32 protein-coding genes are annotated in these 25823 nt (G+C 66.9%); 20 read left to right on the forward strand and 12 right to left on the reverse strand.

The window, feature by feature from the left end:
- Nucleotides 1–15 precede the first annotated feature (15 nt).
- The 14 genes from KY499_RS07530 (at nt 16) to KY499_RS07590 (ending at nt 12394) form a co-directional block, all read left to right on the forward strand.
- The gene (locus KY499_RS07530; protein WP_219886676.1) at nt 16–918 is read left to right on the forward strand and encodes a F510_1955 family glycosylhydrolase; all 903 of its coding nucleotides are present in this window, start codon (nt 16–18) and stop codon (nt 916–918) included.
- 77 nt (nt 919–995) lie between these two features.
- The gene (locus KY499_RS18750; protein WP_258191008.1) at nt 996–1163 is read left to right on the forward strand and encodes a multicopper oxidase domain-containing protein; all 168 of its coding nucleotides are present in this window, start codon (nt 996–998) and stop codon (nt 1161–1163) included.
- Nucleotides 1164–1175: 12 nt separating this feature from the next.
- Nucleotides 1176–2120 (forward strand): prolipoprotein diacylglyceryl transferase, encoded by a 945-nt coding sequence (gene lgt / locus KY499_RS07540; RefSeq protein ID WP_219886677.1) that lies wholly within the window; start codon nt 1176–1178, stop codon nt 2118–2120.
- On the forward strand, nt 2113–2748 hold the full coding sequence (locus KY499_RS07545) for a DUF3105 domain-containing protein (RefSeq protein ID WP_219886678.1): 636 nt from the start codon (nt 2113–2115) through the stop codon (nt 2746–2748). The genes lgt and KY499_RS07545 overlap by 8 nt, the downstream gene beginning before the upstream one ends.
- 125 nt (nt 2749–2873) lie before the next feature.
- Entirely contained in the window at nt 2874–3743 is an 870-nt protein-coding gene (locus tag KY499_RS07550; RefSeq protein ID WP_219886679.1) for a potassium channel family protein, read from the forward strand.
- A gap of 91 nt (nt 3744–3834) precedes the next feature.
- Nucleotides 3835–4185 (forward strand): NADH-quinone oxidoreductase subunit A, encoded by a 351-nt coding sequence (locus KY499_RS07555; RefSeq protein ID WP_258191009.1) that lies wholly within the window; start codon nt 3835–3837, stop codon nt 4183–4185.
- On the forward strand, nt 4176–5468 hold the full coding sequence (locus KY499_RS18555) for a hypothetical protein (RefSeq protein ID WP_219886680.1): 1293 nt from the start codon (nt 4176–4178) through the stop codon (nt 5466–5468). Before KY499_RS07555 ends, KY499_RS18555 begins: the two co-directional genes overlap by 10 nt.
- Nucleotides 5465–6403 (forward strand): NADH-quinone oxidoreductase subunit H, encoded by a 939-nt coding sequence (locus KY499_RS07565; RefSeq protein WP_219886681.1) that lies wholly within the window; start codon nt 5465–5467, stop codon nt 6401–6403. The genes KY499_RS18555 and KY499_RS07565 overlap by 4 nt, the downstream gene beginning before the upstream one ends.
- A 3-nt stretch (nt 6404–6406) precedes the next feature.
- On the forward strand, nt 6407–7075 hold the full coding sequence (locus KY499_RS07570) for an NADH-quinone oxidoreductase subunit J (RefSeq protein WP_219886682.1): 669 nt from the start codon (nt 6407–6409) through the stop codon (nt 7073–7075).
- The gene (locus KY499_RS07575) at nt 7075–7377 is read left to right on the forward strand and encodes an NADH-quinone oxidoreductase subunit K (RefSeq protein WP_219886683.1); all 303 of its coding nucleotides are present in this window, start codon (nt 7075–7077) and stop codon (nt 7375–7377) included. Before KY499_RS07570 ends, KY499_RS07575 begins: the two co-directional genes overlap by 1 nt.
- Nucleotides 7374–9401: a proton-conducting transporter membrane subunit gene (locus tag KY499_RS07580; RefSeq protein ID WP_219886684.1), complete on the forward strand. Its 2028-nt coding sequence runs from the start codon at nt 7374–7376 to the stop codon at nt 9399–9401. The genes KY499_RS07575 and KY499_RS07580 overlap by 4 nt, the downstream gene beginning before the upstream one ends.
- 6 nt (nt 9402–9407) lie before the next feature.
- The gene (locus tag KY499_RS18140) at nt 9408–9887 is read left to right on the forward strand and encodes a hypothetical protein (RefSeq protein ID WP_258191010.1); all 480 of its coding nucleotides are present in this window, start codon (nt 9408–9410) and stop codon (nt 9885–9887) included.
- A 38-nt stretch (nt 9888–9925) separates the two neighbouring features.
- Nucleotides 9926–10894, forward strand: a complete 969-nt coding sequence (locus KY499_RS07585) for a NuoM family protein (RefSeq protein WP_258191076.1) — start codon at nt 9926–9928, stop codon at nt 10892–10894.
- 15 nt (nt 10895–10909) lie between these two features.
- Nucleotides 10910–12394 carry an NADH-quinone oxidoreductase subunit N gene (locus KY499_RS07590; protein ID WP_219886685.1) on the forward strand — a complete coding sequence of 495 codons (1485 nt, stop codon included), beginning with the start codon at nt 10910–10912 and terminating at the stop codon, nt 12392–12394.
- Between the two features lie 105 nt (nt 12395–12499).
- Here the strand turns inward: KY499_RS07590 and KY499_RS07595 are convergent, their stop codons facing one another.
- From KY499_RS07595 to KY499_RS07615, 6 genes are all read right to left on the reverse strand, one after another.
- On the reverse strand, nt 12500–13132 hold the full coding sequence (locus tag KY499_RS07595; RefSeq protein WP_219886686.1) for a hypothetical protein: 633 nt from the start codon (nt 13130–13132) through the stop codon (nt 12500–12502).
- 89 nt (nt 13133–13221) lie between these two features.
- Nucleotides 13222–13605 carry a sortase domain-bontaining protein gene (locus KY499_RS18145; protein WP_258191077.1) on the reverse strand — a complete coding sequence of 128 codons (384 nt, stop codon included), beginning with the start codon at nt 13603–13605 and terminating at the stop codon, nt 13222–13224.
- Complete coding sequence (locus tag KY499_RS18150; RefSeq protein ID WP_258191132.1) at nt 13541–13900, reverse strand: hypothetical protein; 360 nt, start codon at nt 13898–13900, stop codon at nt 13541–13543. The genes KY499_RS18145 and KY499_RS18150 overlap by 65 nt, the downstream gene beginning before the upstream one ends.
- Nucleotides 13901–13923: 23 nt before the next feature.
- Nucleotides 13924–14697: a hypothetical protein gene (locus KY499_RS07605; protein WP_219886687.1), complete on the reverse strand. Its 774-nt coding sequence runs from the start codon at nt 14695–14697 to the stop codon at nt 13924–13926.
- A 123-nt stretch (nt 14698–14820) separates the two neighbouring features.
- Nucleotides 14821–15219, reverse strand: a complete 399-nt coding sequence (locus tag KY499_RS07610; RefSeq protein WP_219886688.1) for a hypothetical protein — start codon at nt 15217–15219, stop codon at nt 14821–14823.
- A gap of 86 nt (nt 15220–15305) precedes the next feature.
- The gene (locus KY499_RS07615) at nt 15306–15746 is read right to left on the reverse strand and encodes a cupredoxin domain-containing protein (RefSeq protein ID WP_219886689.1); all 441 of its coding nucleotides are present in this window, start codon (nt 15744–15746) and stop codon (nt 15306–15308) included.
- Between the two features lie 300 nt (nt 15747–16046).
- On the opposite strand from KY499_RS07615, the gene KY499_RS07620 reads away from it, so the two are divergent.
- Complete coding sequence (locus KY499_RS07620) at nt 16047–16760, forward strand: hypothetical protein (RefSeq protein ID WP_219886690.1); 714 nt, start codon at nt 16047–16049, stop codon at nt 16758–16760.
- Nucleotides 16761–16983: 223 nt separating this feature from the next.
- On the opposite strand, the gene KY499_RS07625 is transcribed toward KY499_RS07620, so the two are convergent.
- Nucleotides 16984–18225, reverse strand: a complete 1242-nt coding sequence (locus tag KY499_RS07625) for a S8 family serine peptidase (RefSeq protein ID WP_219886691.1) — start codon at nt 18223–18225, stop codon at nt 16984–16986.
- 366 nt (nt 18226–18591) lie between these two features.
- On the reverse strand, nt 18592–18909 hold the full coding sequence (locus tag KY499_RS07630) for a hypothetical protein (RefSeq protein WP_258191011.1): 318 nt from the start codon (nt 18907–18909) through the stop codon (nt 18592–18594).
- A 362-nt stretch (nt 18910–19271) separates the two neighbouring features.
- Here KY499_RS07630 and KY499_RS07635 point away from each other — a divergent pair, with 362 nt between their 5' ends.
- The 3 genes from KY499_RS07635 to KY499_RS07645 all read left to right on the forward strand — a co-directional run bounded on the left by KY499_RS07635 (nt 19272) and on the right by KY499_RS07645 (nt 21603).
- Nucleotides 19272–19970, forward strand: a complete 699-nt coding sequence (locus KY499_RS07635) for a TetR/AcrR family transcriptional regulator C-terminal domain-containing protein (RefSeq protein WP_219886692.1) — start codon at nt 19272–19274, stop codon at nt 19968–19970.
- Nucleotides 19971–20107: 137 nt separating this feature from the next.
- Nucleotides 20108–20797, forward strand: coding sequence for a hypothetical protein (locus KY499_RS07640; RefSeq protein WP_219886693.1), 690 nt, complete (start codon nt 20108–20110; stop codon nt 20795–20797).
- Nucleotides 20798–20943: 146 nt separating this feature from the next.
- Complete coding sequence (locus KY499_RS07645; protein WP_258191012.1) at nt 20944–21603, forward strand: HNH endonuclease; 660 nt, start codon at nt 20944–20946, stop codon at nt 21601–21603.
- Nucleotides 21604–21865: 262 nt separating this feature from the next.
- On the opposite strand, the gene KY499_RS07650 is transcribed toward KY499_RS07645, so the two are convergent.
- Both KY499_RS07650 and KY499_RS18755 read right to left on the reverse strand, forming a co-directional pair.
- Nucleotides 21866–22141: a DUF4230 domain-containing protein gene (locus KY499_RS07650; RefSeq protein ID WP_219886949.1), complete on the reverse strand. Its 276-nt coding sequence runs from the start codon at nt 22139–22141 to the stop codon at nt 21866–21868.
- Nucleotides 22108–22251, reverse strand: a complete 144-nt coding sequence (locus KY499_RS18755) for a hypothetical protein (RefSeq protein ID WP_375141139.1) — start codon at nt 22249–22251, stop codon at nt 22108–22110. Before KY499_RS18755 ends, KY499_RS07650 begins: the two co-directional genes overlap by 34 nt.
- Nucleotides 22252–22567: 316 nt before the next feature.
- Here KY499_RS18755 and KY499_RS07660 point away from each other — a divergent pair, with 316 nt between their 5' ends.
- A complete protein-coding gene (locus KY499_RS07660; RefSeq protein WP_258191013.1) occupies nt 22568–22699 on the forward strand; it encodes a hypothetical protein in 132 nt (43 codons plus the stop codon).
- Between the two features lie 44 nt (nt 22700–22743).
- Here KY499_RS07660 and KY499_RS07665 read toward each other — a convergent pair whose 3' ends face one another.
- On the reverse strand, nt 22744–23088 hold the full coding sequence (locus tag KY499_RS07665) for a hypothetical protein (RefSeq protein ID WP_219886694.1): 345 nt from the start codon (nt 23086–23088) through the stop codon (nt 22744–22746).
- Nucleotides 23089–23243: 155 nt separating this feature from the next.
- On the opposite strand from KY499_RS07665, the gene KY499_RS07670 reads away from it, so the two are divergent.
- Entirely contained in the window at nt 23244–24464 is a 1221-nt protein-coding gene (locus tag KY499_RS07670) for a transposase family protein (RefSeq protein WP_219886695.1), read from the forward strand.
- Nucleotides 24465–24652: 188 nt separating this feature from the next.
- Here the strand turns inward: KY499_RS07670 and KY499_RS07675 are convergent, their stop codons facing one another.
- Entirely contained in the window at nt 24653–25708 is a 1056-nt protein-coding gene (locus KY499_RS07675) for a 2,3-butanediol dehydrogenase (RefSeq protein ID WP_219886696.1), read from the reverse strand.
- Nucleotides 25709–25823: the final 115 nt, after the last annotated feature.

Consider the following 25823-nt stretch of genomic DNA (forward strand, 5'->3'; position numbering starts at 1 on the left):
TGTTTGGAGCCCTCCATGCCTTTCTTCCTCCGCCGGCGACCCCATGCTGCGGCCCTCACTGTCGCGGCAGCCGCCTCGATTCTTGTTCTCTCCGCCTGCACTCCGGCAGCCACTGATTCGCGTCCCGGCACCGGATCAGACACCTCTGCAGCAGCAGCCGTGTCCGGGTTGCCGAGCGCTCATGTCCATGGGCTGAGCGTCAACGGCGAAACCGGCCAGGTACTCCTGGCCACCCACGAAGGGTTATTCGACGTCTCTGGCAGCCCTGCGGTCAAAATCGGACCGACCAACGACTACATGGGGTTCACCGCGACCATGGACCCGGACGTCTTCTATGCCTCGGGTCACCCAGGCGCGGGGTCGGACCTGCCCAACCCGTTGGGGCTGATCAAGACCACCGACGGCGGCAGGACCTGGCAGCAGCTCTCTCGGCAGAAGGAATCCGACTTTCACGCCCTCGCCGCCACGAAGTCCGGCATTGTCGCGTTCGACGGGACGATGCGGACCAGCGCGAACGGCAGCACGTGGCAGACTGTCGCCGCGGACTTCACGCCGGCAGTGCTGGCCGGGCACCCGGACAGTGACACCGTTCTGGCCACCACCCGTGACGGTGTCCAGCGCTCCACCGACGGCGGCACCACGTGGGAGTTGAATGCGTCGGGCCCCGTGATCCAGTTCGTTGCCTTCGCCGGCGCCGGCGAGGCCGTGGGCGTCGCACCCGACGGATCCGTGTACCACTCCCCCGATGCGGGCGTGTCCTGGACACAGACGGGGACGGTCACCGGCGAGGTTCAGGCGATCGCGGCGACGTCGGCGTCGGCGTCGGACGGGACGCTTCAGGTGTGGGCGGCCACTTCCTCCGGGCTGGTGAAGTCGACCGACGGCGGGGCGACGTTCCGGCCCTATGGCGCGGAATAGTCCTCCGGCCTTTCCCGCTCCTTTTACTTCCCGTATGGCCAGGCGTGCCAGCTTCGGTCTGCATCGAAGGACCTCATGTGAACAGCTTCACCAATCAGCACCTGGGCCGGCGCCGCTTACTTAGCTTGTCCGTCGCCGGTACGGCGATCTTCGACGCCGACAACCCCGGCCAATGGCTCACCCACTGCCACAACGCCTACCATGCCGAACGCGGCATGATGGGCGTCTTCTCCTACATCAAATAAGGGAGCCACATCATGAACATCCCTGTCGCTACGGAACTGTTCTTCCCCTCTCCCGTCGCCAGCGCTTTACAGCTCGGGCCGTTGACCATCCGTTTCTATGCCCTCTGCATCCTGGCCGGCATCGTCGCCGGCGTCTGGCTGACCGCCCGCCGGCTGCGTGAACGTGGCGGCACCACCTCTCAAACCCTGGACATCGTGACGTGGGCGGTGCCTTTCGGCATTGTCGGTGGCCGGCTCTACCACGTCATCACCGACAACCAGCTCTACTTCGGCCCCGGCCGTGACCCCTGGGGTGCGCTGCGGATCTGGGAAGGCGGCCTCGGGATCTGGGGCGCCGTCGCGCTCGGACTCGTCGGAGCGCTGATTGGGGCCCGCCGCGCCGGGGTCCCGTTCCCCGCGTTCGTGGACGCGGCAGCGCCCGGCCTGCTGATCGCCCAAGCCCTGGGCCGCTGGGGCAACTGGTTCAACAACGAACTCTACGGCGAACCCACAGACTTGCCCTGGAAACTCCAGATCCATGCCATGGACCCGGCCACCGGCCTGGCACTGACCGGCCCCGACGGCATCCCGGAAGTCCTGGGCTACTTCCAGCCCACCTTCCTCTACGAATCCCTCTGGACCCTCGCCGCCGCGTTGCTGCTGATGTTCCTGGACCGCCGCTACAAACTCGGCGCCGGGTCCGTCTTCGCCCTCTACATCGTCTCCTACACCGCCGGGCGCTTCGCCTTCGAACTGATGCGCTCGGACCCGGCCAACCTGATCCTGGGACTGCGCGTGAACACCTGGGTCGCCGGCCTGCTCTTCCTGACCGGGCTCGTCATCTTCCAGCGGCTACGGAGCCGCCCCCGCTCCACTGTCCCGCCAGCCGCGAACGAACCCGCCCCAGGCAACCCCTCCCCCGGCCACCCCTCCGCAGGCAACCCCGCCCCGGCAACTAAGGAATCTCCGCATGAGTAACGCACACGAACGCCGCGCCGAAAACCAGCAGATTGTTGCCGATCTCCGCAATCAGCAGCGGGCCAAACAGCGCCGCCTCAAAATCCTCCTCTTCGGCGGATTGGGCCTGCTCGTGGCCGGCATCATCACCGCCGTGACCCTGACCATCCTCGGGTCGGTGCAGGATAAGAACGCCGCCGCCGAGGCCGCCAAGCAACCCATCGAGGGGATCCAGACCTTCTCCGATCTGTCCCGAAACCACGTCGACGGAACTGTCCAATATCCCCAGCAGCCCGGCGTCGGCGGGGACCACGCTGCCCCCTGGACCAACTGCGGAATCTACACGGAACCCGTCAACAAGGAACGTGCCGTTCACTCCCTCGAACACGGCGCCGTCAGCATCACCTACGGTTCCGGTCTGGCCCCCGCCGATGTCACGAAGCTGGCAGCCCAGGCGAAAGACAAGCCCTTCGTCCTGCTCAGCCCGGGCACCGACTCCGGGACCGGGATCACCGCCACGGCCTGGGGCGCCCAGCTGAAAGTGACGGATGCCGCCGATCCGCGCATCGCCAACTTCATCCGCGCCTACGCCCAGTCCCCCGGTGCGCCGGAGCCCGGCGCTCCCTGCACCGGCGGCGTGGACGGCTGAGCGTCCGACCGCCCGGGCAGGCGCGTGCACGGCGCCCGACGAAGAGGTCGCCCTGACACGCGAAAGCTGCTTTACTCACATAGCTGCCCGCTATCCCATCAGCCCAAGAAAAGGAGCCCATCGCCATGGAGTGGATATTCAGTGTGCTGGGGTTCGTGCTCATCGCCGTCGGGCTTCATGATGTCTTCCACACCCTGTTGCATCCCACCGGGCAGGGCAGGCTGGGCCGTTTAGTCATCGACACCGTCTGGCGGATATCGCAGGCACTCGGCGCCAAGGCCCTGTCGCTGGCCGGGCCGGTGGCACTGGTCGGCGTCACGCTGCTTTGGGCCGCATTGCAGACCGTCGGCTGGGCCCTCGTCTACTACCCGCATGTGCCGCAGGGGTTCGTCTACGCCGACGGCCTCAACGAGGCCGACTATGGGGACTTCGCCGAATCGCTCTATTTCTCCCTGGCCACGCTCACCACAGTCGGGTACGGCGACGTTATTGTCTCGGACCCGTGGATCAGGACCTTCTCCCCGGTCGAGGCCCTCATCGGGTTCGGCCTGCTGACCGCGGCTGTCACGTGGTTTATGCAGATTTATCCGGCTCTGGGACGCCGGCGGGCCCTGGCCATCCGACTCACCGTCCTGGGCGAGGCGGACTACGCCGGAAACATCGGCGCCCGGGATACCGGGGCCGCGGCCTGGACCCTGGAGACGCTGGCGATCGACGTCGTCCAGATCAGGATTGACCTCACCCAAACCCCCGAGTCCTACTATTTCCGCGAGTCCACGTCCGCGATTTCTTTGGGTGCATCACTCGCCCAGGCCGTGCAGTTGACCTTTAGAGCCGCAGATTCCCAGGACCCGGGCGTCAGATTGAGTGGCGTCGTGCTCCGGAAGGCGCTTGAGGATCTGGCCGGGGTGATGGCCAGAGACTTCCGCCTGCGCGGGCCTGACATGGAAGAAGTCTTCCGCCATTTCGCCAAGGACCATCAGCACCAGTACTAACACGCTGCGCCCCGCCGCACGCTAGCAGTAAGGTAAGCCCACTGATAACCGAGGGCACCGGACGGAGGTGTTCCAGAAAGGAGAGACACACATGTCGGTGTATCTGGGCCTGGCGATGTCCCTCCTGGTGGCGGCGGCCGGTGTGGCCGGACTCTACGCGTTACACCGGCTCAGTGCGGTGGCCAACAATCCCCTGGTCAGCAAGCCTTTTGCCAGTGGCTGGATCCCCGAGCAGCACGCCCTCTCCCGCTACCACGCCCGCTACTATCCGGTGACGCTGGTTTTCCTCGCGTTCGACGTCGAGATGCTCTTTATGTACCCATGGGCCGTGGTGGTGGCACGGCTGGGGGCGTCGGCCGTGATTGAGATGTTCGTCTTCCTCGGCGTGCTGATGGCCGGCGTGGTGTGGGCTTGGCGGGAAGGGGCGTTCAAATGGGCTTGAGCGACGTTCTGGCCCGTGCCGCCGTTACCCGCTGCCATGTTTTTCTGGCGGAGGTTCGGGACGGTGCCGGTCCGCGGATGGCGGTGGAACGGCAGATGGCCCGGCGTGGGTGGGTGGAAGCGCTGTCCCCGGCGGACGCCGACATCCTGTGCGTCTGCGGAGAGGTTCCCGACGGGCAGGCGGAGGCTCTCGACCGGCTCTGGGACCAGCTCCCCGGCCCCCGGGCACGGGTAAATGTTGAGCTGCCGGACGACGTCGACCGCCTGGACGATTGCGCCGCGGAGTTGCTGGACACCGCCGCCCAGCGCCGTCGGGAAGCCGGACGGGCGGTAGATCCGGACGACGACGGCGGCAGCGAAGAGGGTGGCGGCGGTATGGACCACTCCGGCATGGACCACAGCCAAATGAACCACGGCGACGACGACCGTGGCGGCGGTATGGACCACAGCCAAATGAACCACGGCGACGACGACCGTGGCGGCGGTATGGACCACTCCGGCATGGACCACTCCGGCATGGACCACAGCCAAATGAACCACGGGGGCATGGATCACGGTGGAATGGCCATGCCCATGCCCGGCGGCATCCCACTGGCCGGCGAGGGGGCGGATCGGGACGGCCTGAACCTGGATGTCCTCAAGGTGCCGCTCGGCCCCTACCTCCCACTCTGGCCCGCAGGGCTCGTGCTGAACTGCGAACTGCAGGGCGACGTCGTTTTCAATTCCACCGTCGACTTCCCCTTCGGACCACCACGGTCCGGATCCGGGCAGCCAGCCGTCGACGACGAGCGGTCCTCACTGATACATCACCTTGACCTGGCGGAGCGGCTGCTGCGCCTCGCCGGCGCCGCCGCCCTTGCGACCCGGACCCGCCGGATCCGTGACACCGCCCTGGACAGTGCCGCCACCGACCGCGCATCGGTGGATCAGTGCCGCGCCGCCTCGCGGGCAGTGTTGGCCAGGGTCCGGAAGGACTGGCTATTGCGCCGGACCTTGCGCGGCCTCGGCCGCCTTCCGTCTGACGCGGGACTTCCAGCCTCAGAGGGTGCCGATGCGTGGGCCAGGCTGCTGGGCATGTTCCCGGCGGCAGCGGCCACCACCGCACCGGAGGCCGGACCCGCGGCCGCCACAGCAGAACTACCTCCCAATAGAGACGTGGTGGCCATCCTCCCGGACCTCATCCGCGGCCAGGAGCTTTCAGTAGCACGCCTGATCATTGCCAGCTTCGATCTGGCTCCCACGGCTCAGAAAACCGCGGCACAGCAGGCCGAGGTGCCGGGATGAGCGGCGCTGTGGTTGAACAGCTCCCGGCCTGGGGTGCCGTTGCCGCCCTAGCCATACTGCTGCTCGTGGCCCTGGCCGGTGCCGCTGCCGACGGACTCCTGACCGCCCGGGCCGAGGGACGACGCGGCGGCGGCTTCGCCCCGGTCGCGGAAACGGCCCGGCTGCTCCGTCAACGGCCCCGCGGCACCATCGCGGCGGACACGCTGCTGCGGAAGATCGGCGTCGTGGGCCTGCCGGTGGCGGCGGCGCTGAAGGTCGCGGTGCTGCCGTTCGGGGCGTGGGTGGTCTCGGACCTGGCCGTGGGGCTGGTCTGGTTTAACACCATGGACGTTATGGTCTGGGCGCTGGTGTGGCTGGCCGGCTGGGGTCCGAACAGCGCGTATTCGCTGGTGGGCGGGTACCGGTTCCTGGCCCTGGCCCTGGCGTATGAGCTGCCGCTGATGTTTGCACTCACGGCTCCGGCGGTCGCGGCGGGCAGCTTGCGGATGGCAGACATCGTGGCCGCCCAGGACGAATTGTGGTTTGTGGTCTGGATGCCTGTCGCGTTCCTGGTCTTTTGTGCCGCCGTGCTGGCGTTTTCCCTGCAGCGGCCGTTTACCGCTCCGCTCTCGCCCGACATCGCCGGCGGCGTGCTGGGCGAGCTCTCCGGGGTGGAGCGGCTCTTGCTGCTGGCCGGGCGGTACGCGCTGCTGGCCGCCGGTGCCGGATTCGGGGCGGCGTTGTTCCTGGGCGGCGGCGCCGGGCCGGTCCTGCCGGGCTGGGTCTGGTTCCTGGCCAAGACCCTGGCGCTCTTCTGGCTGCTCCTGGCCCTCCGGCGGCGCGTCCCGGCGCTCCGGCCGGAACAGCTCATGGCGCCGGCATGGATAATCGGCCTGCCGCTCATTCTCCTGCAGGTCGCGGTCGTCGCGGTTATCGCCGTCGTCGGGAAGGGCTGAACTATGTTCGAGGCAATTCTTTTCATCGTCCTGACCCTGGTGGCCATAGCCGCCGGCGTCGCCGTCTTCCGCACCGACTCGATGGCCCGGGCTACTTACGCCCTCGCGGTGTCCTTCGTGGCCGTCGGGCTCATGCTGCTGCAGTTCCAGCTTGAGTACATCGGCATCATCACCGTCCTGATGATGGTGATGGAGATGGCGATCATGGCGATCTTCATGGTCATGTTCATGGGCATGAACCCGGCGCTCATGCCCATGGACATGGTCCACAACAAAAAGGCTTCCGCCGGGATTGCCGCAGGAGTGTTCTTGCTGCTGACCGCCGGGATCCTGTTGGTGGACTGGCCGGCCCGGCGCGGCATCCCAGCCCCCGACCTCACCGCATCATTGGGCGAGGCCATTATGGGGTCAAAGATGCTGGTGATGCTCACCGTCAGCCCGGTGCTGTTCGCGACGCTGGTCTCCGCCCTGGTGCTCGCCAACCCCCGCGGCCGCTACGAGCCCTACCCGGTGGGGCCCACGCAACCGGATATGAACGACGACGGCGGCAGTCACCAGGACGGGGACAGCGAAGACCACAACGCCGGTCACGAGGGCCATGCGAACCACGACGCTGGCGGCGGGCAGACCCAGCATGGCGGCCATCACCAGCATCCGGGAGGTACCCGCTGATGACATTGGAAATGGTGTTGATCGCGGCTGCCGGCCTCTTCAGCGTGGGCCTCTATGGTGCGCTGTCGCAGCAGGTGGTGGTCATGGTGATGATGGGCCTGGAACTGATGCTCAACGGCGTGATCCTCGCCGCGGCCGGATTCTGGTGGTTCCTCGCACCGGTGCCGGACGGCCAGGTGCTGCTGCTGGTGGTGATCGCTGCCATGACCGTGGAAATGGCGATGGGCTTCGCGGTGGCCACGCTGCTGCACCGCGCCCGGAATACGGACATGACCGAGATGGCCTCGGAGCTATCCGGATGAGCGCGCTGCTGCTGTCACTGATTGTGCTTCCGGCAGTGGCAGGGACCGGCCTGGCCGTGACCGGACGCCGGGCAGACCGAGCGGCGCCAGCCGTCGCCGTCGTCGTCGGCGTGCTGGTGCTCGCGCTGGCGGGTCTGGCTGCGGCCGCGAGCGCCGCAGCACCCGAACCGTCGTTTTCGGTGCCGTTCATGGCCGGGTCCGCGTTCGGGGTTGGTGTCGATGCGTTGAGCGCGGTGCTGCTCCCGGCGGTTGCCGGCGTCACCTTGCTGGTCCTGCTCTTCGCGGGAGCCGCCGGAACCACGAATCCGGCCAGGTTCCACGGCCTGATGCTGATTTTCACCGCGGCCGTGCTGATCACCCTGACCGCCACGACTCTGCCCACCTTGTTGTTCGCTTGGGAGATCATGGGCGCGGCCTCGTACGCGCTGATCGGCTTCCACTGGTCGGAACAGCACCGGATGTCCTCCGGGCTGACGGCGTTTATTACCACCCGCACGGCGGACCTCGGCCTGTACCTCGCCGCCGGGGCCGCAATGGCCGGCGCCGCGACCGGAGCAGGCACCGCCGGATCAGGCCCCGCCGGAGCAGGCCCCGCCGGAGCAGGCCCCGTCGGAGCAGGCACCGCCGACGGAACCGAGTCCATGGTCCTGGCCGGCCTCGCCGGACTGCCCGAACCCTGGCGGGACATCGCCGCCGCCGGACTCCTGGCCGCCGGGCTGGGCAAGGCCGCGCAGCTGCCGTTCAGCTTCTGGCTCTCCCGGGCCATGGACGGCCCCAGCGCCGTCAGCGCCCTGCTGCACTCGGCGGCCATGGTGGCGATGGGCGGCTACCTGCTGCTGAGGGTCGAGCCGCTGCTGGCCGCGACCGGATGGGCGGCAAACGCCGCGGCCTGGGCCGGCGCCGCCACCGCCGTGGTGCTCGGCGTGGTGGCACTGGCCCAGACGGACCTGAAACAACTCCTGGCCGCTTCCACCGCGGCGCAGCTGGGCTACGTCGTGATGGCCGCCGGCGTCGGAAATGCTGCCGGAGGCGCGGCGCACCTGATGGCCCACGCCGCCACCAAAAGCGGGCTGTTTCTCGCCGCCGGGGCGTGGCTCGCCGCGCTCGGGACCAAGAAGCTCGCCGGGCTGCGCGGGGCAGGTCGCCGCTGGCCGGTCCTCGGCGCCGGGTTCACGGTCGGCGCGCTGAGCCTCGCCGGGATCGCCCCGCTGTCCCTGTGGGCCACCAAGGACAACATCCTCACCGCCGCCCTCGAGCATTCGGTGCCGTTATATATGGCGGGCCTGGCCGGCGCAGTTCTCGCCGCCGCCTACGCAGCGAAGGCCGCCGCCCTCATCTGGAAGCCGGCGCTGCCGGAATCCTCCGCCCTGTACGACGCCGAGGAGCATGGCAGCCGCCGGATCACCTCCGGGCAGACTGTCCCGGTGCTGGTCCTGGCCGCGGGCGCGGCCCTCGCCGGGCTGCTGGTGTTCGGCCCCGGCGGCGCCCTGCTGCGGAAGTCGCTCGGGAGCGGGGACAGCGCCGTGGAGTCCGGTCCGCTGGAACTGGCCGTCTCCGCCGTACTGGCCCTCGCCGTCGTTGGCCTGATCTGGCGCTTCCCAACCCGGCTCCCCGCACTGGGTACCGCGACAGGTTGGCTGGGCATGGAACACGCGGCGCACGCCGTCCTCGTCCGCCCGGTCCTGGCCGCGGCGCAACATCTGGCCCGTTTCGATGACGCCGTGCTGGACCGTGGCGTCGAGCGGGCCGCCGCCTTCGCGCTGCGGGCCTCCGGCGGCGCGGCAGCGGCGGACGCCGTCCTGGACCGGGGCGTGGACGCGAGCGCCGCGGCAACGTCACGGTTGGCGGGCGGGTCGGCAATCGTTGACGCCACCATCGACGACGGCGTCGAGACCCTCGCCCTGGCGGTCCGGCACGCCGGCTCCGCCGCCCCGCGTCCGCAGACCGGTCAGGTCCATCATTACTACGTCCAAGCGGCCCTGGTCCTGGTGGCCGCCGCCGTCCTACTGATCCTCGTGAGGTGAGCCTGCTTGCTCAGTCTTGTCATCCTTCTCCCCCTGGCCGCGGCGGCGCTGATCCTGGCGCTGCCCCGCGCCGAACGAACCGCCCGCGTGGCCTTCGTGCTGGTGGCGGCCGTCGAAGTGGCGCTGACCGCGGTCCTCTGGGCCGGATACCGTGATCCGGGGCCCGGCGGGTTGGCCTATGAGGAGCAGCTGCGCTGGATCCCGAACGTGGGCAGCAGCTACCATGTGGGCGTCGATGGGCTGTCGCTGCCGCTGATCGTCCTGACGGCGGTGATCTTCCTGGCCTGCGCCATTTACGACTGGAATGCCGCGGACCGGCCGCGCTCCCGTGCGGCGCTGTTCCTGTTCCTGGAGGCCACCAGTGTGGGGCTGTTCGCGGCCCAGGACCTGATCCTGTTTTTCCTGTTCTTCGACTTGTCCATTGTGGGGATGTACTTCATCATTGCCGGCTGGGGTCACGGGGACCGGGGCCCCGCTCGGCGCTGAAATTCTTCCTCTACACGTTCCTTGGCTCGCTGGCCCTGCTGCTCGGGTTCATCGGGCTCTACCTCGGCGCCGAACCGCATACCTTCGACATTCCGGAGCTGCTGCGCGCCGATGCGCTGCGGAACAACCCGGCCGGGGTCTGGGTGCTCGGCGCCATCATTGTCGGGCTGGCCGTCAAGACCCCCACTGTTCCCTTCCACACCTGGCTGCCGCCCGCGCACACCGATGCCCCGGCCACCGGGTCCGCGGTCCTCGCCGGGGTGCTGCTGAAGATGGGCACCTACGGCTTCGTCCGGATCGCGATGCCGCTGCTGCCGGATGCGTGGCGGGCCTTGGCACCGGTACTGATCACCGTCGGTGTGGTGTCCGTGCTGTACGGGGCGCTGGTGGCGCTGGCGCAGAGCGACCTGAAACGGATGATCGCTTACACCTCGGTCAACCACATGGGCTACATCGTCCTCGCGCTTGGCGCTGCGGGAGCCGCCGGCGGGAGCGCGACGGCAGCGCGGGAGACCGCGGTGACCGGGGCCGTGACGCAGATGGTCAGCCATGGCCTGATCACCGGCGCGCTATTCCTGCTCGCCGGCGTCCTGCACAGCCGCGCCGGAACCTACAGCATGGGCGCGTTCGGCGGCCTGGCCGCGCCCGCCCCGCGGTTTGCGGCGTTCTTCGCGGTGGGCGCGTTTGCCTCCCTCGGGCTCCCGGGCTTCAGCGGGTTCATCGCCGAATTCCAGATCTTCGCCGGCAGCATCGGCACGGTCCCGCTGACGGCGCTCGCGTTGCCCGGCATCCTCATCACGGCGGCGCTGTTCCTGCGGGCCCTGCAGCGGGTGTTCACCGGACCCACCACGGGCAAGGCTGCCGGTTTCGCGGACCTGCGCCCGGCGGAGGCGTGGTCCGCGGGCGGGCTGCTGGTGCTCTCGGTACTGATCGGGCTGTTCCCCGTCCCATTGCTGGACGTCATCGCCCCGGCGTCGGCCGCGCTCGTCGGCGTGGCGGGAGGCTAGCCTCCGGTGGAGTCGATGAACTCGGGCGCCGACGCGCTGGGCCTGCTTCCGGAACTGTTTTTGCTGGCCGGGGCCGTCATCGCGCTGCTGGCAGGCTCGTTCGTGGCGCGGGACCGGCAGTGGATCAGCCGGGGCATTGCGGTAGTGGCCCTGACGGCGAGCGCCGTCGCTGCCGCTCTCGCCTACGCCTCTGTTTCGTTCAGCGCAGCGCCGCCAGCCGGGTCCATGGCCGAGTCTATGGGCGGCTCCATGGCTGGGTCCCTGTCCGTCTATGACGGCAGCTATCTCCTCGACGGCGGCACCGCGGCCGGGCGGCTGATTGTGGTGGTGTCCGCGCTCCTGGTGATCTGCCTCGGGGTCGATGAGCTCCGCGGGACCGCCAGGGAAAGCGAAACGTACGCGCTGATCCTCCTGGCTTCCCTCGGCGCGGTGGTGCTGTCCGGCGCGGCAGATCTGTTGGTGCTGGCGGTGGGCTTCCTGCTCGCCAGCATCCCGCTGTACGCCCTGATCGGGATCGGCGGTACCAAGGCCGGAGCCGAAGCCGCGTTAAAGACCTACCTGTTGGGCGCCCTGTTCGGGATCCTGCTGCTGCTCGGCGTAACGGTGCTGTATGCGGTCGCCGGGACGACGTCGTACGCCGGGCTCCGCGGCGGGCTCGCCACAGCCGCGCCCGCCGTCGTCGGGGTCGGGCTGGTGGGTGTACTGGCCGGGTTGATGTTCAAGGCCGGCGCCGTCCCGGGTCATTTCTGGGTCCCCGACGCCGCCGAGGGCGCGGGCACCGCGGCGGCGGCGTTCGCCACGACGGTGCCGAAGATCGGTGGTTTCCTGGCCGCCTACCGGCTGCTGGAGATCATGCCGGGCACAGTGCGCTGGCCGCTGCTGATCGCCCTGCTGTCCGTGCTCACCATGACGCTGGGAAACCTGGCCGCGTACACGCAGACCAACCCGCGCCGGCTGCTGGGCTGGTCCACTGTCAGCCAGGCCGGGTACCTGCTGATGCCGGTCGCGGTGGCCGGGTCGGTGCCGCTGGCCCTGCCTTCGCTTGTGGTGTTCCTTGCCGGGTACGCGGTCAGCAACCTCGCGGCGTTTGCCGTGATCGGGGCGTATCCGGACCGGCGCGAACTCCGCGCGTATGAGGGCCTGGCGGCAGCGCGCCCGCGGCACGCCGTGGCCCTGGCGGTGGCGCTGCTCAGCCTGGTGGGCACCCCGCCCACCGCGGTTTTCCTCGGGAAACTGACCGTGTTTACGGCGGCGTGGGACGGCGACTTCTGGTGGCTCACGGTCGCGGCCGCGGTCAATACCGTGATCAGCCTGTTCTACTACCTGCGCTGGCTCGCCCCGGCCTTCCGGGCCGCGTCACCGGACTCCCCTGGCGCCGGCGACTTCACGCCGCAGCCGTGGGCCGGCCGGACCGCCGTCGCTGGGGCGGTCCTGATCCTGGTTGTGGGGATTGGCGCGGGTCTCGCCTGGGCTGCGGTCGCTGTGCCGCTGCCCGGATAGACCGGACGCTACCCCGATGGCCCGGATGGCCCGTGCGTAGGGAAACTAACGTGACGGGGTCCGTCGGATTGTGCACCCGCCCGCAGTGAGCAGGCAGCCGGCTCCTTAGGGGTGTTCGGTCCAGCAGGCCAGGATGGTGGTGGAGATTTGGTACGCGAATGCCGTGGGCGTGACGTGGTTCGGTCCGACAGCGCCGGGCAGGTCCGAGGCGTCCACGGACAGGGTCATGTTGTCTTTGAGGAAAACGACCGACCCGCCGGTGGTTTCGTACGCGGGGAATCCGAGGTTGGCGAGGCCCTTGATGGGCGCCGCGTCCCCGGCCTTGCTTTGCAGCGAATCAAAGTATTGGCGCGCCGATGCCGGGTCGGCGGATTCCTTCACGGAGAGCACGAAGTTTCCTTCGGCCAGATGGTAGGTACAGGTGAAGAGTTTGTCGGCCCAGCTGCTCACACTGTGCGGGGCGGTGCTGAGGGCCAGGCTGATGGAGATTTTGTCCTGCGTCTCCGTCCCGCACACCATGAGGGCTGCTTCGGACGGGCCCTCCCCCTCGGATGTGGCCGGGGCAGCGGAGCCGGCATCATGATGCTCCCCTGGATGCCCCGCCGCGTGGGACTCCGACGCCGACGCTGACTCCGACGCCGTCCCGGAGCCCGGTTCGGCCGCTCCGGCCGCTGCGCATCCGGACAGCAGCAGCGACGCCACGGCCAGTGATCCCAGCCAGGAATTCCGGTATTTCATGTCGCTTCCCATCGTCGTGGATTGTCGCGTGAATTGTCGCCCGCGGTTTGTCCTCGGCGGCCCACACACTGGCTGCCGGGGCAACACCGTCAGGTTTGTAGCGTGGCGTAGATGACGTAGTTGTCGTTGAACAGTCCAGTGGCCGGATCGTATCCGTCGCACGTGATCAGCCGCAGTTCGGCCGCCGAGGTATTCCCGTAGACCTCCAGGGTCGGGAACGTGTTCTTGCTGTACGCGGCGGCGCGGTCAACGGTGAACGTTGCGGTGGAACCGTCGGCCCGCTGGATGGTCAGGGGTGTTCCGGCGGTGAGGCTGCGGAGGTTCGCGAACACTCCGGGGCCTCCGCCGACGGCGTTGACGTGGCCCAGCAGGACGGCCGGTCCGCGTTCGCCCGGGGTGGGCGATCCGTCATACCAACTGGCCGGCGCTCCGGGACCGTCCGGTGGTACCTCCAGTGATCTGTTGTCCCGCAGGCCCCAGGCTGAGCAGTTCCGTCTGGACGCCGATCGCCGGGATCGCCAGCGAGACCGGATCTGACTCCGGCAGCACCGCGGGGAGCTGTTCATCGGCTTTGGCCGGTGACGTGCCGGCTGCCGTCGCGGAGGGGGCAGCCGCGCCGGGGCTTTGGGAGGGCGGCGAAGCGGACTGCGCGCCGGAGCCGCCGTCGGAAGTTTCCGTATTGCCTGCTGAGCAACCGGCAAGGAGCAAAAGACCGACCGCCGCGGAAGCCAGGAGGCTCCCGCGGCGGCCGACATTCGGGTTCGTCATAATGACAGTCCGGGCAGCTGTGCTTAGGCTGCTGAACCGGCGTTGCGGCGGCGAACGACGTAGGCTCCGCCGGCCACTGCTGCGAGCACAAGGCCGCCGCCGAGCGCCAGGGTTCCGGCATCCATTCCGGTGGTGCTCTGCGCGACACCGGTGTCAGCGCCGCCCACCGGCATGGACATCTGGCCGACGGTCAGGGTCCCACACAGAGCCGGCGAGGTGGCTGCCAGCGGCAGCGTGGGAGCCAGGTCGCTCTTGGCAGCCTGGCCGGCAGCGCTCAGGGTCGCGGGGTCCAGCCCATGGACCACCACTACGGCGGTTCCGGCTTCCAGGGCAGCCTTGGTTTCGGCGTTGAGATCGAAGGTGCGGTCAATCGTGTAGCTGGCGCCCTGACCGGCGACCTTCAGATCCAGCCCGGCAGCCGCGCTGGTATCTCCGCTGGTGGAGAGCGTGGTGACGATGCCGCCGTAGAACGGTGCGCCCTCGGTGGTGCTGATGACTTTGTCGCCGTCCTTATCGGCGGTCGGGGACGGGCACTCGCCCTTGGCCCCGCCGTGGATGTGCTGAACGTGCGGGTAGGGCGCGTCCATGAACGTCGGGGCAAGACCGGAGACCTTCAGCACGGCATGGGCCTGGTTGCCGGTGACGTCGACGGTGACGGTGCCGGAAGCGGAGCTGCCGTTGATCTGGCCCAGCGTGGACTGGTAGGACTCGTCCGCGGCCATGGCCGGGGCCCCGGACAGGGCAAGGGCACCCAAAGCGAGGGTCGGCACGGCCAGGAATCGAAGTGTCTTATTCATCGGACAGTCTCCTAATGCGAGAAGTGGGGGTGTATCAGGTTGATGACAGTGGTAATTCGGCGTCGATCTCGGTTTGGATTGGTTCGGATGTGAGGAAAATTACATAGACACGCCGGCGGCGGCTCAGCGGCTACTGCCAGCGCCGCTGTTGCGCCATGAGCCGCTGCGCGATGACCGGAGCCGGCCTGCGTCTTTGCGCAGTTGAAGATAGCCGGCCACGGACAGAACGCCGGCGATCCCCTCGACAACAGTTGCGACGACTTTTTCGGTAAACCAGACCGGCTCATACATCGACGGGATCGGGCCGATGTCCGGCAGCGGAACGTAGCGGGACAGGATTGCCGCCGCGAAGGCCGACAGCATCACCAGGGCTGCCGCCACAAAAGCCGGTGAATTTCCTTTGATCAGGATGAACACGGCCGTCAGCAGCGACGCGGCAGCATGGATACGGAACAGGTTGCCCTGGCCTACGCCACCCGGCGCTGCCTGCTGGTAGCCGGCAGCGAGTTGGAAATGGATCACGGCACTGGTTATCAGTCCTGCCGCGATCAGGGCTCGCAGACTGAGGGACAGGATTAGTGGCCGGCCGCCGCCCTTACCCGCGGGTCTCATTTGACGATCAGCGTCCCGGACATCCGAGGATGGAAGGTGCAGATGATGGCGTACTCGCCCGGTTCCTCGGGGGCTGTGAAGGTCGCGGTTTCCCCGGCCGCCACCTGCGCATTGAACGCGCCACCGTCCTTGGCGGTCACCGTGTGCGGGGCGGTGTCCTCATTGGTCACCGTAATCGTCGCTCCGGGAGCGACGGATGCCGGCATCTCATAAGCGAAGTCTTTGATGGTGATCTTGGTTTCGCCGGCAGCCGCTGGAGCCTTAGAGGGTTCGCTGGTCGATCCCGGCGTTGCCGCCGCCGATGGTGCTTGAGTCGAGGATGCGCTGGACGGAGTGGGTCCTTGGCTGGCTGCATCACCGCCCGGTGAGCTGCATCCGGTGAGGCCGGCAAGCCCTGCCGCGGCTGCGATGATCCATACTCGGTGACCTATATTCATGACCGTTCCCTTTCGGGGGTTTGATTTTCCAGAGACACCGGTTGGCGCAGGAATCGCTCCCCCACGTATGGCATTCGTCACACAACGCCCGAAGGACTGCCCGGGAGACCGCCATTTTCCTCTGCCGTTGGCCTCCAGCGTCCAGCGTCCAGCGTCCGGCGTCCGGCGACCGGCGACGAAGCGGAGCCGGCGGCAACATTCAGAAAACCTGCAACCCCGCACCCATCCGCCATGACATGTGATACGAATCACTTGAGACCAGCGGGACCTCCTCACTGGCCATCAATCGAGGAGTGAATTGTGAATCGAAAATTTGTCATGACCCTTGGGGGCTCAGCGGTAGCCTTACTTGCCGCCACCACCCTGGCCGCACTGCCGGCCCAGGCCCACGATGATAAAAACGACGGCAAGGACAAAGACAAGAACGTCACCCTGACCGCCACCCTCACGCAGCTCAATGGTTCCGGCGCTTCCGGAACCGCCAAGGCCGTCGTCGGCAACAAGATGATCAAGCGCATCGAAGTGCACGCCAACGGCCTGACGCCCGACGCGCCGCACGCCCAGCACATCCACTACGGCCAGCAGGCCCTGAACGAATGCCCCACCCTGGCCCTGGACAGCAACGGCGACGGCCGGCTGAACACCGTGGAAGGCATCCCCGCATACGGCCCGGTGGTCGTGTCACTGAACACCACCGGCGACACCACCCCGGCAAGCCTGCTGGCGGTGGACCGCTTCCCGGTTGCCAAGGACGGCAGCTATGACTACAAGCGCAAAAACATCAAATTCACTGACGTCGCCGGCACCGGCTATCCGGGTAACGGCGGCACCGGAACGGCGAAGGACATCGCCGAATCCATCCGGGATGGCGAAGGCGTCCTGGTGATCCACGGCCTCGACTACAACGGCAACGGCACCTACGACTTCGGAACGACCGGCGCCAGCGAGCTCAACCCGGCCCTCCCGGCCGAAGCTACTGACCCCGCAGCCTGCGGCGTCCTGAAACGGAAGTAAAGACCGGTGGGGTGGCATTGATGTAGTCCACTCCTCTTTCTCAAGTACGACGGCGGGGCCGGTCACCTTCGGGTGGCCGGCCCCGCCGTCGTGCTGTGCTTTTGGTTGGGGTGAGGTTCCCGGGCTGTTCGCCGGCTCCCGCCTGTGAGGCCATTCACCGCCTGCCCGGGCTTGCCCGGGTTGGCCCGCAAGAGGACAGGACTTCCCCCGGGGTCCGGTCCAACTACCGCACGGCGTTGTTGGCGTTCACCCTCCCATGGGCCCAGTAGGTGCCGGTGCCGGGAATTCGGTCCGCGGTTGACTCGACGTTGGCGCGGACCGAGGTGTTCGTGGCGCCGGTATGTGAGCTCCAGGCAAGCGCGGCGGTGGCAGCGACGATGGGTGAGGCCATCGACGTGCCATTACCCACGTCATAACCCTGGGAGCGACCGTTCTCGGTGGCGATGTAGAACGGGTGGTTCGGGAAGGTGGAGTAGACGTTGACGCCGGGCGCTGCGACATCCACCCAGGACCCGTAGGTGGAGAAGGAGGCCTTGGCGTCGGTGTTGTCGGTCGCGGCGACGGCGATAACGTTCGGATACGCGCCCGGGTAGATCTTCGACTGGCTGCCGGTGTTGCCTGCTGCGGCGACAAGCACGGCACCTTGGTTCCAGGCGTTGTTGACTGCCGTTTCGAGGGTCTTTGATGAGGTGCGCTGCCCGAGGCTCATATTGATGACCTTGGCGCCGTTGCTGACGGCCCAGTTGATGCCATTCGCAATGGCCGACGTGGAGCCGGACCCGCTGTCGTTAAGCACTTTGGCATCCAGGATCGTGCAATCCGGGCACATACCGGCCACGCCAATCGTGTTGTTGGCGGTGGCGGCGACGATACCGGCGACGTGGGTGCCGTGGCCGTAATTGTCTTCACCGGTGGCCGCCGTGCTGAAGTTGGCGCGTGCAACAACCTTTGCTGCGATGTCCGGGTTGTCGCTTGCGACCCCGGAATCGATAATGGCGACCTTGGTGCCGCCACCGGTGGTGACGGCCCACGCTTCGACGGCGTCGACATCAGCGTCCGCCTTGCCTCCGGCGACAGCCAGGGTGCCGGCAGTGTTGGTAAACGGTTGGCCAGTGTTTTGCAGGGCGTACTGGCGGGGGAAGTATTCGTCGGCTGTTGCGGCAGTAACCAGCTCATCCGGCTCGGCGTACTGAACTGCCGTGTTCCGGCTTAAAGCCGCGATGAGTTGCAGTTCCTTGCCGGCCGGTACTTTGATGAGGTGAGCGCCAGTGCTGCCGATACCGGCGCCCTGACTGAGGCCATGCTGGCGCAGTACGCCGGCCGCCGCGCGATCGTCGTGGAACTTGACCATAATTTGCCCGGCGATGAGTGACGGCTGGGCCGCCGCGTCGCTTGGAAGCGCAAAGGTGAGGCCGCCGAACGCCAACGTGAGCGCTGCGAAACCGGCAAGAACAAGTTTTTTCATGTCGTTATCTTGCTTCAACCTGCGCTGGCTGAATAGAGGCGGCCAACCCCTACGGATGCACCCGGCCTGGTGATCCACGGCGTCGTATTGCAACGGCAACGGCACCTACGACTTCGGTACGACCGCCGTCGTACTTCGCATTGGAACGGCAGCCCCGCTCAGTGTTGTCCTAAAGGTCCCAGGGGAATCGCATGCCGGGTGCATCCATACGGAACCCGCATCGGCACTGCATCACATGCGTGGGGACGCTGTCAGGGTTAGGGGCGCCGGAAAGTAGCGAGACCATTGTCATCGGCTCCCTGCAATGAAACAGCGCCGGCTCATTCCGGGCAGGCGAAGGAACCTGCGACGTGACGCTCATCCGCCTCACACCATCTCGGGGTAGGTGGACAGGATGTAGTCGGTGGCTGCGGGCCCCTTCATGCGGAGCCGAGTGTGTCCGGGGCGGATCCCCTTTTGCTTCATGGCCGCCCAGAAGGCGTCTTCGGGACCCGGGGTGCCCCGGGACACGAAGCACCAGCTCGTGTAGAGGCCGTAAAGTCGGTTGCGCCCGAGCGCTGCCCCGGCCTCCGGGTCAAGGGCGGTGGCCTCCTGCAGGAACTGGTCGAACTCAGAGTTGGACGGTTTTGAAGTCGTCGGTTCTGAAGTCGCCAGAGGAGCCTCTTCCGTATGGATGGATGTCATAAAAAGCTTCTTCCGCTTCGGGGATGTCTCGCTTCCGCGGCGTCGCGGCTGCTCGTGCTTGAAGGCGCACACGGCGTCAAGCGGGGATTCCGGCGTCTGCGGAGTTGCAGCCGCGGGGGTGGTCCGGTCTTGGGGGCGGAATCCGGGTCCTGCCGCATGAATTAAGTCAGCTTGGCGTGTCAGGCCAGCAGGGCCATGCGTTGTGGATTCGACGCCAGTAACGGGCGGTAAACATTTTCTCTACATTGTAGACTTTAGGCGTAGACTACAAGTTAAACAAGCCCAAACGGGCTTGCCGAGAAATTTCTCCATCGATTGGTGCCTCTGATGAGGGACCGACGCCTCCACGTGAACGGAACCCCATGCCCCCCGCAGAGACCCCGACGTCCGGCTCGCCGCACGGCACCAAGAAGCGGCTCAGCCGTGAGATTGTGCTGTCCTCGGCGCTGGAACTGGTCGATTCCGAAGGGCTCGATGCGCTCACGATGCGCCGGCTCGGGCAGGAACTGGGCCGGGATCCCATGGGGCTGTACCGCTATGCCGAAAACCGCGCTGCGCTCCTGGATGGCGTCTCGGAGCTGGTCCTGAACGAACTGGCCATCTTCCCCGATGACCCGGACTGGCAGGCCCAGCTCCGGCGCATCGCCCATGACCTGCGCCTCCTGGCGCTCCGGCACCCCAACGTGGTGCCCCTGCTGGTGACCCGCCCGCTGTCCACCCCCTTGGGCCTTCGCCCGCTGGGAACGCTGCGGCCCTTGGAACAGATTCTGTCCCTGTTGATCGATGCCGGCTTTTGTCCGGCCGATGCCCTCCACGTCTACCGCGCCTACTACGGCTACCTGTACGGTCACATCCTCAACGAGCTGCAGGAGTTCGTTGTGGACCCGGACGAGAACGAAGCCCTTCTCCGCCTGGGCCTGCACCGGTTGCCGGCCAAGGAGTTCCCCCGGCTGCGCGCCCTCGCCCCGGTCCTGTCCGACTACGACGGGATGGCAGAACTCGACGAGGGCATCACCATCCTGCTTTCCGGCCTCGCCGCCCGCCTCTCGCCTGTCGCGTAGTCAGGGCCTCTCCCCCGACCGGAGTCGGCGACGTCAGCGAACGACGACGGCGACGCGTCCCGCCGTCGGAGGTGCTTTACTGGGTGCGTCATTTGATTGTTGCCCGGCAGTGTCGCCCGGCTTTCGGAGGAGATGGCATGAACGAACCTTTCAGCGGTGCAGCCGGCGTGGCGTTCGCCGCCGGCTTCAAGGCCCTCAAGGTACTGCGGCCGGACCGGCCCATCCACCCCGTGGGGGTGGCGCTCACGGGAACCATCGACCGGCAACCGGAGGCCGGGACGAGCGGGATCCCGTGGGTCGATACGCCCGGCAGCGACGCCGTGAGCGCCCGGCTGTCACGGTCCGTCGGCACTCCCCCGGGCTGGCCGGACATCCTCGGGCTGGCGCTGCGCATCACCACGGAGACGGGCCCGGCGGACGTGCTGCTGGCCTCCACGGGAATGTCACGGCCCGGCCGCCTGGTGCTCACGGCCCACCGGCATGCCAGCAACAGCAAGCTGACCTCACTCATGCCTTACAAGGGGTCCGCGGGTGCGGTCCTGCTGGCAGCCCGCCCGGAGAAAACCGGGAAGTGGCTTCCCGCCACACCGGACGCTTTCCGCCGGGCACTGGGCACCGCCCCCTGGACCCTCGGGCTCTACTATGCACGGCCCGCGGGGCGTTGGATCCGCTTCGGCACGCTCGTGCTGAGGCTGGACCCTGGGACGGCAGACCTGCCCACCCGGTTCGATCCGTTGGAGCATTCCCTACCCGGCGCCGGCACCTACGGCTGGGCGCGCAGGCTGCGGAAGCCCTCCTACGAGGCCGCCCGCCAGCCGGCGCCGTAGCCGGCAGGGGACGTCGCCTCCCATCACAGCCGCAAAGCCCAGAACCCCGACGTGAGGCAGATCGGCCGGATATCACCGCAGGTCCCGATAGGATCTGACTATCGAGGTGCACATGCCGGACGGCAGCGCACAGGAGTCATTGGGGGATGACATTGCTGGAACTTAACCGTATTTTCTGGACGCGGCTGGCACTCGGGCTTGCTTCGGCGGCCGTGACCGTATGGCTCTTCTTCGCCGCCGGACTGGCGTTTGTGCAGCAAGCACCAGCTGTCGCGGCGTTGTTCGCGGCGATTGCCGCGGATGCGCCCGTCGCTGAAGGCCAGCAGTCGCCCGTCACCGCAGCGCTCTACGCCTTTGCTGTCCCCATGCTCGAGGCCGCCATCGTGCCGGCCATCCTCACCGTCGTCCTGAGGATCGTCGCCGCCGTTATCCGTTCACGGGATCGACGACGCCGGGATCCCCTGCGGCGGTTCACCAGCCAGCAGCGGCGCGAGGGGATGACGCGGGCCGGTGGCCGCTGTGAAATGGAGGCCGCCTTCTGGCGACGCTGTACCCGCCGCGCCGAACAGGGAGACCACTTCTATCCCTGGTCCAAGGGAGGATCCACCACCGTGCTCAACTTTGTCGCGGCGTGCCCCCGATGCAACGGCGCGAAGGCGGCAAGGATCCCCACACCGTGGACGCAGCGCAAGCTGGAAAACCGGCGGCTCGCATACGTCGCCTCACCTGACGCCGCCCGGGTTGGTGAGCGGCAGGAGCTTCCGGTCGAAACTAGGCAGGCAGCGGCTAGGTCGTTGGTGGACTAAACGGACATACCCAGGTTCCGGGTCCTCAGGCGGCATTTTTGGCGCTGTCGTTCCGGGACGGGCTGTCACCGGTCCCGCTGCTGTACGTCATCGCCCTTTTTCGCCTGCCCATTGCTCGAGCAGGACAACGACAACGTGGCCGATTCCAAGGCCAGGATGCTGGAGAACCCGAAGGCCAGTCTCGGCTCCTCACCGTCATTGGTTCGAATTACTCGGAGAACATCCGGTTCTCATCGTGACCGCGTACGTGGACGTGTGATCGTCAGTTGGTCACTGTGAGGATTTGGATCAAAATCGACTTGATCAACACGGCTTCGTCGGAGTCGTCGTTGATGAAGGTGGCGCGGATTCCGAGCGAGTCGAACATGCCGGTCAGCATGGCTTTGGTGTTCTCAGCAGCCTGTTTCCGAAGCTCCGACACCTCGGCGGCGGCGGCCAGTTTCGTCTCGGCGAGTTGGTAGAGCTCCGCCTGCTCGGGCGTCTCGAACGCATCGACGATCCGGTCTAAAATACCGCGGTCCTGATCGTATATATATATGACCGGTCAAAGTTGAGGTTGGGCTTGTCGAGCTGCGGCTCGGGCAGTTGCACAGTCACCGCCTTGCCGTCCGCAGACAGCGTTAGGTCATTGTCGGCGAGGCCGGTCAGATCGACATAGGTGAGAGCGCCTGCGCCGCTAACCTCCGTTGCGCGCCGCCCAGATGCTTGCTCAGCACAGCCACGGCGATGGCGGCGTTGTTGCCCGGAGCAGACGCCACGTCGGACCCTCGCTCAAGAGACGAGAAGCCGTGAGTGCGGCTCGGAGAACAGTCATGCGTCTCACACTAGCCAATGCCGCAGACAATAATTCATTGCCCGATGAGTCCCGAAAGTCCTCCACGGTGAACGCCATCAGCGCCTGTGGCTGCCTCTCCGTCTCAGCCCGCCCCACGGCGCCGCGCCGATACCGCGGCCAGGATGTCTTTTGCTGGATCCCGCAGGTCAACCTCCACCGCCCCGAGGCGGCATCAACGGCCTCCAGGTGGACCAGCTTCCCTCCCCCGCCGCGCGCTTCATGGGCAACCCGCTGATCTCCGGCAAAGCCGCCATTAACTAGCCCGACCACTATCAGCATCCCAGGGGGGCCGCCAGCGGGACCTGCTACTTCATGTAGGCACCCGGCCCCGCGGGGCAAACCTGCGCCAGCAGCTCGGCGTCCCTAAAGGCCTTGTCCCAGTCGTCCTTGTCACCGGCGACGTACCACCGGCGCTGGACCGACCACCGGCGCAGATAGTCCGGGGCCGGGCCCGGGACGGAGCGTGGGATGGGTCGACGGTCATGGTGGAGCTTGGCTGCCATGGCGGCGCGCTGCGCGACGCGGTGCCTGGCGCGTACGTGTTTAACGATCGCCACGGTAATGACCAGCGCGACCACGAACAGCAACGTTGCGGCGATCACGTAAACCATGACTGTCAGGAATAACAGGAACCCGATAATTCGTGCCATGGCGACATTGTTCCAATCTAGACCGGTTAAGGGAACACCCCGCGTTGACTCAGCTGATACCTCCGCGTGACCGGATACGTTGCCTCATGTGAAAACCTCCGCCTGGGTAGTGCGTGGGGCCCGGCTTCGGGTACGCCTGATCAATGGAGCTTTCGATGAGTGAGCGCAGGGCGGTGACGAGGAAAATGGCTGCTGATTATGCCCGTGCGAAGCGGGTGCGCAAGGGCCAGGTTCTGGACGAGTTGGTGGCTTTGACCGGCTGGCACCGGGACTATGCGCGTGCGGCTCTGCGGGAGGCGCTGAAGCTGAAAGTGGTTCGTGCCCGTGCCCCGCGGGCCGGTAAATACGATGATGCTGCCCTGATGCCTGCGCTGCGGATCTGCTGGGCCGTGGAGAGGGCGCCGGCCGGTAAGCGGCTGGCCCCGTTCCTGCCGGTACTGGTGCCGCTGTTGCGGGCGGAGAAGGCCCTTGACTTGACCGACCCCCAGGCTGTGTTGCTGGCGGGGATGAGCGCGGCCACGATCGACCGGAAGATGACCGCGGATCGGACCAGGCTGGTGCTGCGGGGCAAGTCCCATACCAAGCCCGGGTCTCTCCTGCGGGATCAGATCACGGTGCGCACCTGGGCCGACTGGGACAGCACCGTTCCCGGTTTCGAGGAGATCGATCTGGTCGGCCACGAAGGAGGCAACAGCTCCGGGGAGTTCTGCTTCACCCTCACGGTGACAGACATCGCCACCGGGTGGACGATCAACCGTGCCGTGCCTAACAAGGCCCGCAAATGGGTGCTCGAAGCTATCGACTACGTCCTGGGACGGTTTCCGTTTCCCGTTGTTGGGATCGATTCGGACAACGGGTCTGAGTTCATCAACCACCACCTTCTCGCCTACTGCGAGGAGCACCGCATCACGTTCACCCGGTCCCGGGCAGGGAACAAGAACGATGGCTGCTACGTCGAGCAAAAGAACTGGTCCCGGGTCCGTGAACTCGTCGGCTACTACCGCTACGACACGGCCGCTGAGCTGGCCACACTCAACGAAATCTGGGAACTGGACGCGACGTTCACGAACTACCTCATGCCCCAGCAGAAACTCCTCCTCAAGGACCGCGTCGGCGCCCGGGTGATCAAGAAACACGACACCGCCAAAACACCGCACCAACCCGCCGTTCTCCGGACCGAGATACGTCAACGCCCGGTCATCACCATGAACGCGGCATTCAAACGCATCAAGCCGCTGGCACTCTCACGGCAAATCAGCGCACTGACCGCCCAGCTGGAAACCTTCGCCCTGGCAAAGAAAGCGCCCCGCACCCTCCCGGTCCCAGCGGACGCCACAAACGGGGCCCATCCGCCACACCAGCTAGCCGGAGGTTAATAGGTGAGGCAACGAAGCGCCCTTCCCGGAGGTATTGACATGAGGCAACAGGGAGCCGACCGTTACCTAGCTCACCGGCTCTCGGACCGACTAGCTTCAACCTACGCCGCGGGCCTCGGAGCCGCGCAACACAGCCCAGCGTTACCGAAGGTCGAAAAATCCCGGCGCAACGCACTAAGCCCACGCCGCTACGGATGCACCAGCACCTTCACGGCGGTGTCCTTGTGGTTGATGAGGGTGTCGAAGCCCTGTTCCACGAGGTCTTCCAGCGCAATCCTGCCGGTGATGAACGGCTTGAGGTCCACCTTGCCCTCCTGCACCATCTTGATCACCGAGGGATGGTCCCGGACGTAGGCGATGGTGCCACGCAGGTCGATCTCCTTAAGCACCAGCTTCTGCATGTCCACGGTGGCGGGCGCGCCCCAGATGGACACGTTGACCACCACTCCCCCGGGCCGGACGGCGTCGAGCATGGTGTCCAGCACAGCGTTCACGCCGGCGCATTCGAAGGCGACGTCGGCCCCGGTGCCGCCAGCGAGTTCCAGCACCCGGGCCGGGATGTCCTCCTGGCTGGGGTCCAGCACGTGGTCCGCCACCCCGCTGGAAACGGCCTTTTCCTTTCGAGCCTGGCTCAGTTCACTGATGATCGTGGTCACGCCCATGCCTTTGAGGACGGCCGCGGTCAGCAGCCCGATAGGACCGGACCCGCCCACCAGGGCGACGTCGCCGGCCTTGGCGCCACTGCGCGCCACCGCGTGGTGGGCCACGGAGAGCGGCTCGATCAGGGCCGCCTCATCCAAGGGAATGTCGCCGATGGGGTGCACCCACCGCTGGTCCACCACAATCTTTTCGCTGAGGCCGCCACCGCCGCCGGAGAGCCCGATGAAACCCATCTGCCTGCACAGGTGGTAGCTGCCCGCCTTGCACATGTCACAGTCGCCGTCCACAAAATATGGTTCGACGACGACGTTCTCGCCCACCGCGATCCCCTCCACACCGTCGCCGACCTCAGAGACGGTCCCGGAGAACTCGTGTCCCAGGGTCACCGGCGCCTCCTCGGAGGAGAGCGGGTGTGGATGCCCGGGTGCGGGGACAAAAATGGGGCCTTCCAGGTATTCGTGCAGGTCCGTGCCGCAGATACCGCACCACGCGACGTCGATCTTCACGGCGCCGGCCCGGAGCTCGGGTTCAGGGATGTCGTCGATCCGGATGTCCTTGCGGCCATGGAAACGTGCTGCCTTCATGATGGTCCTTCCAGTCGGTGGACGTGACGCTCTTTCAAAGTCTGGGGCCAGTGGGAGGCCCGGGCATCCTGCTGATCCTCCCACCGTCGCGGCGGGTTGGTTAGGGACTACAGAC

The organism is Arthrobacter sp. PAMC25284, from assembly GCF_019443425.1.
Lineage (GTDB): Bacteria > Actinomycetota > Actinomycetes > Actinomycetales > Micrococcaceae > Arthrobacter > Arthrobacter oryzae_A.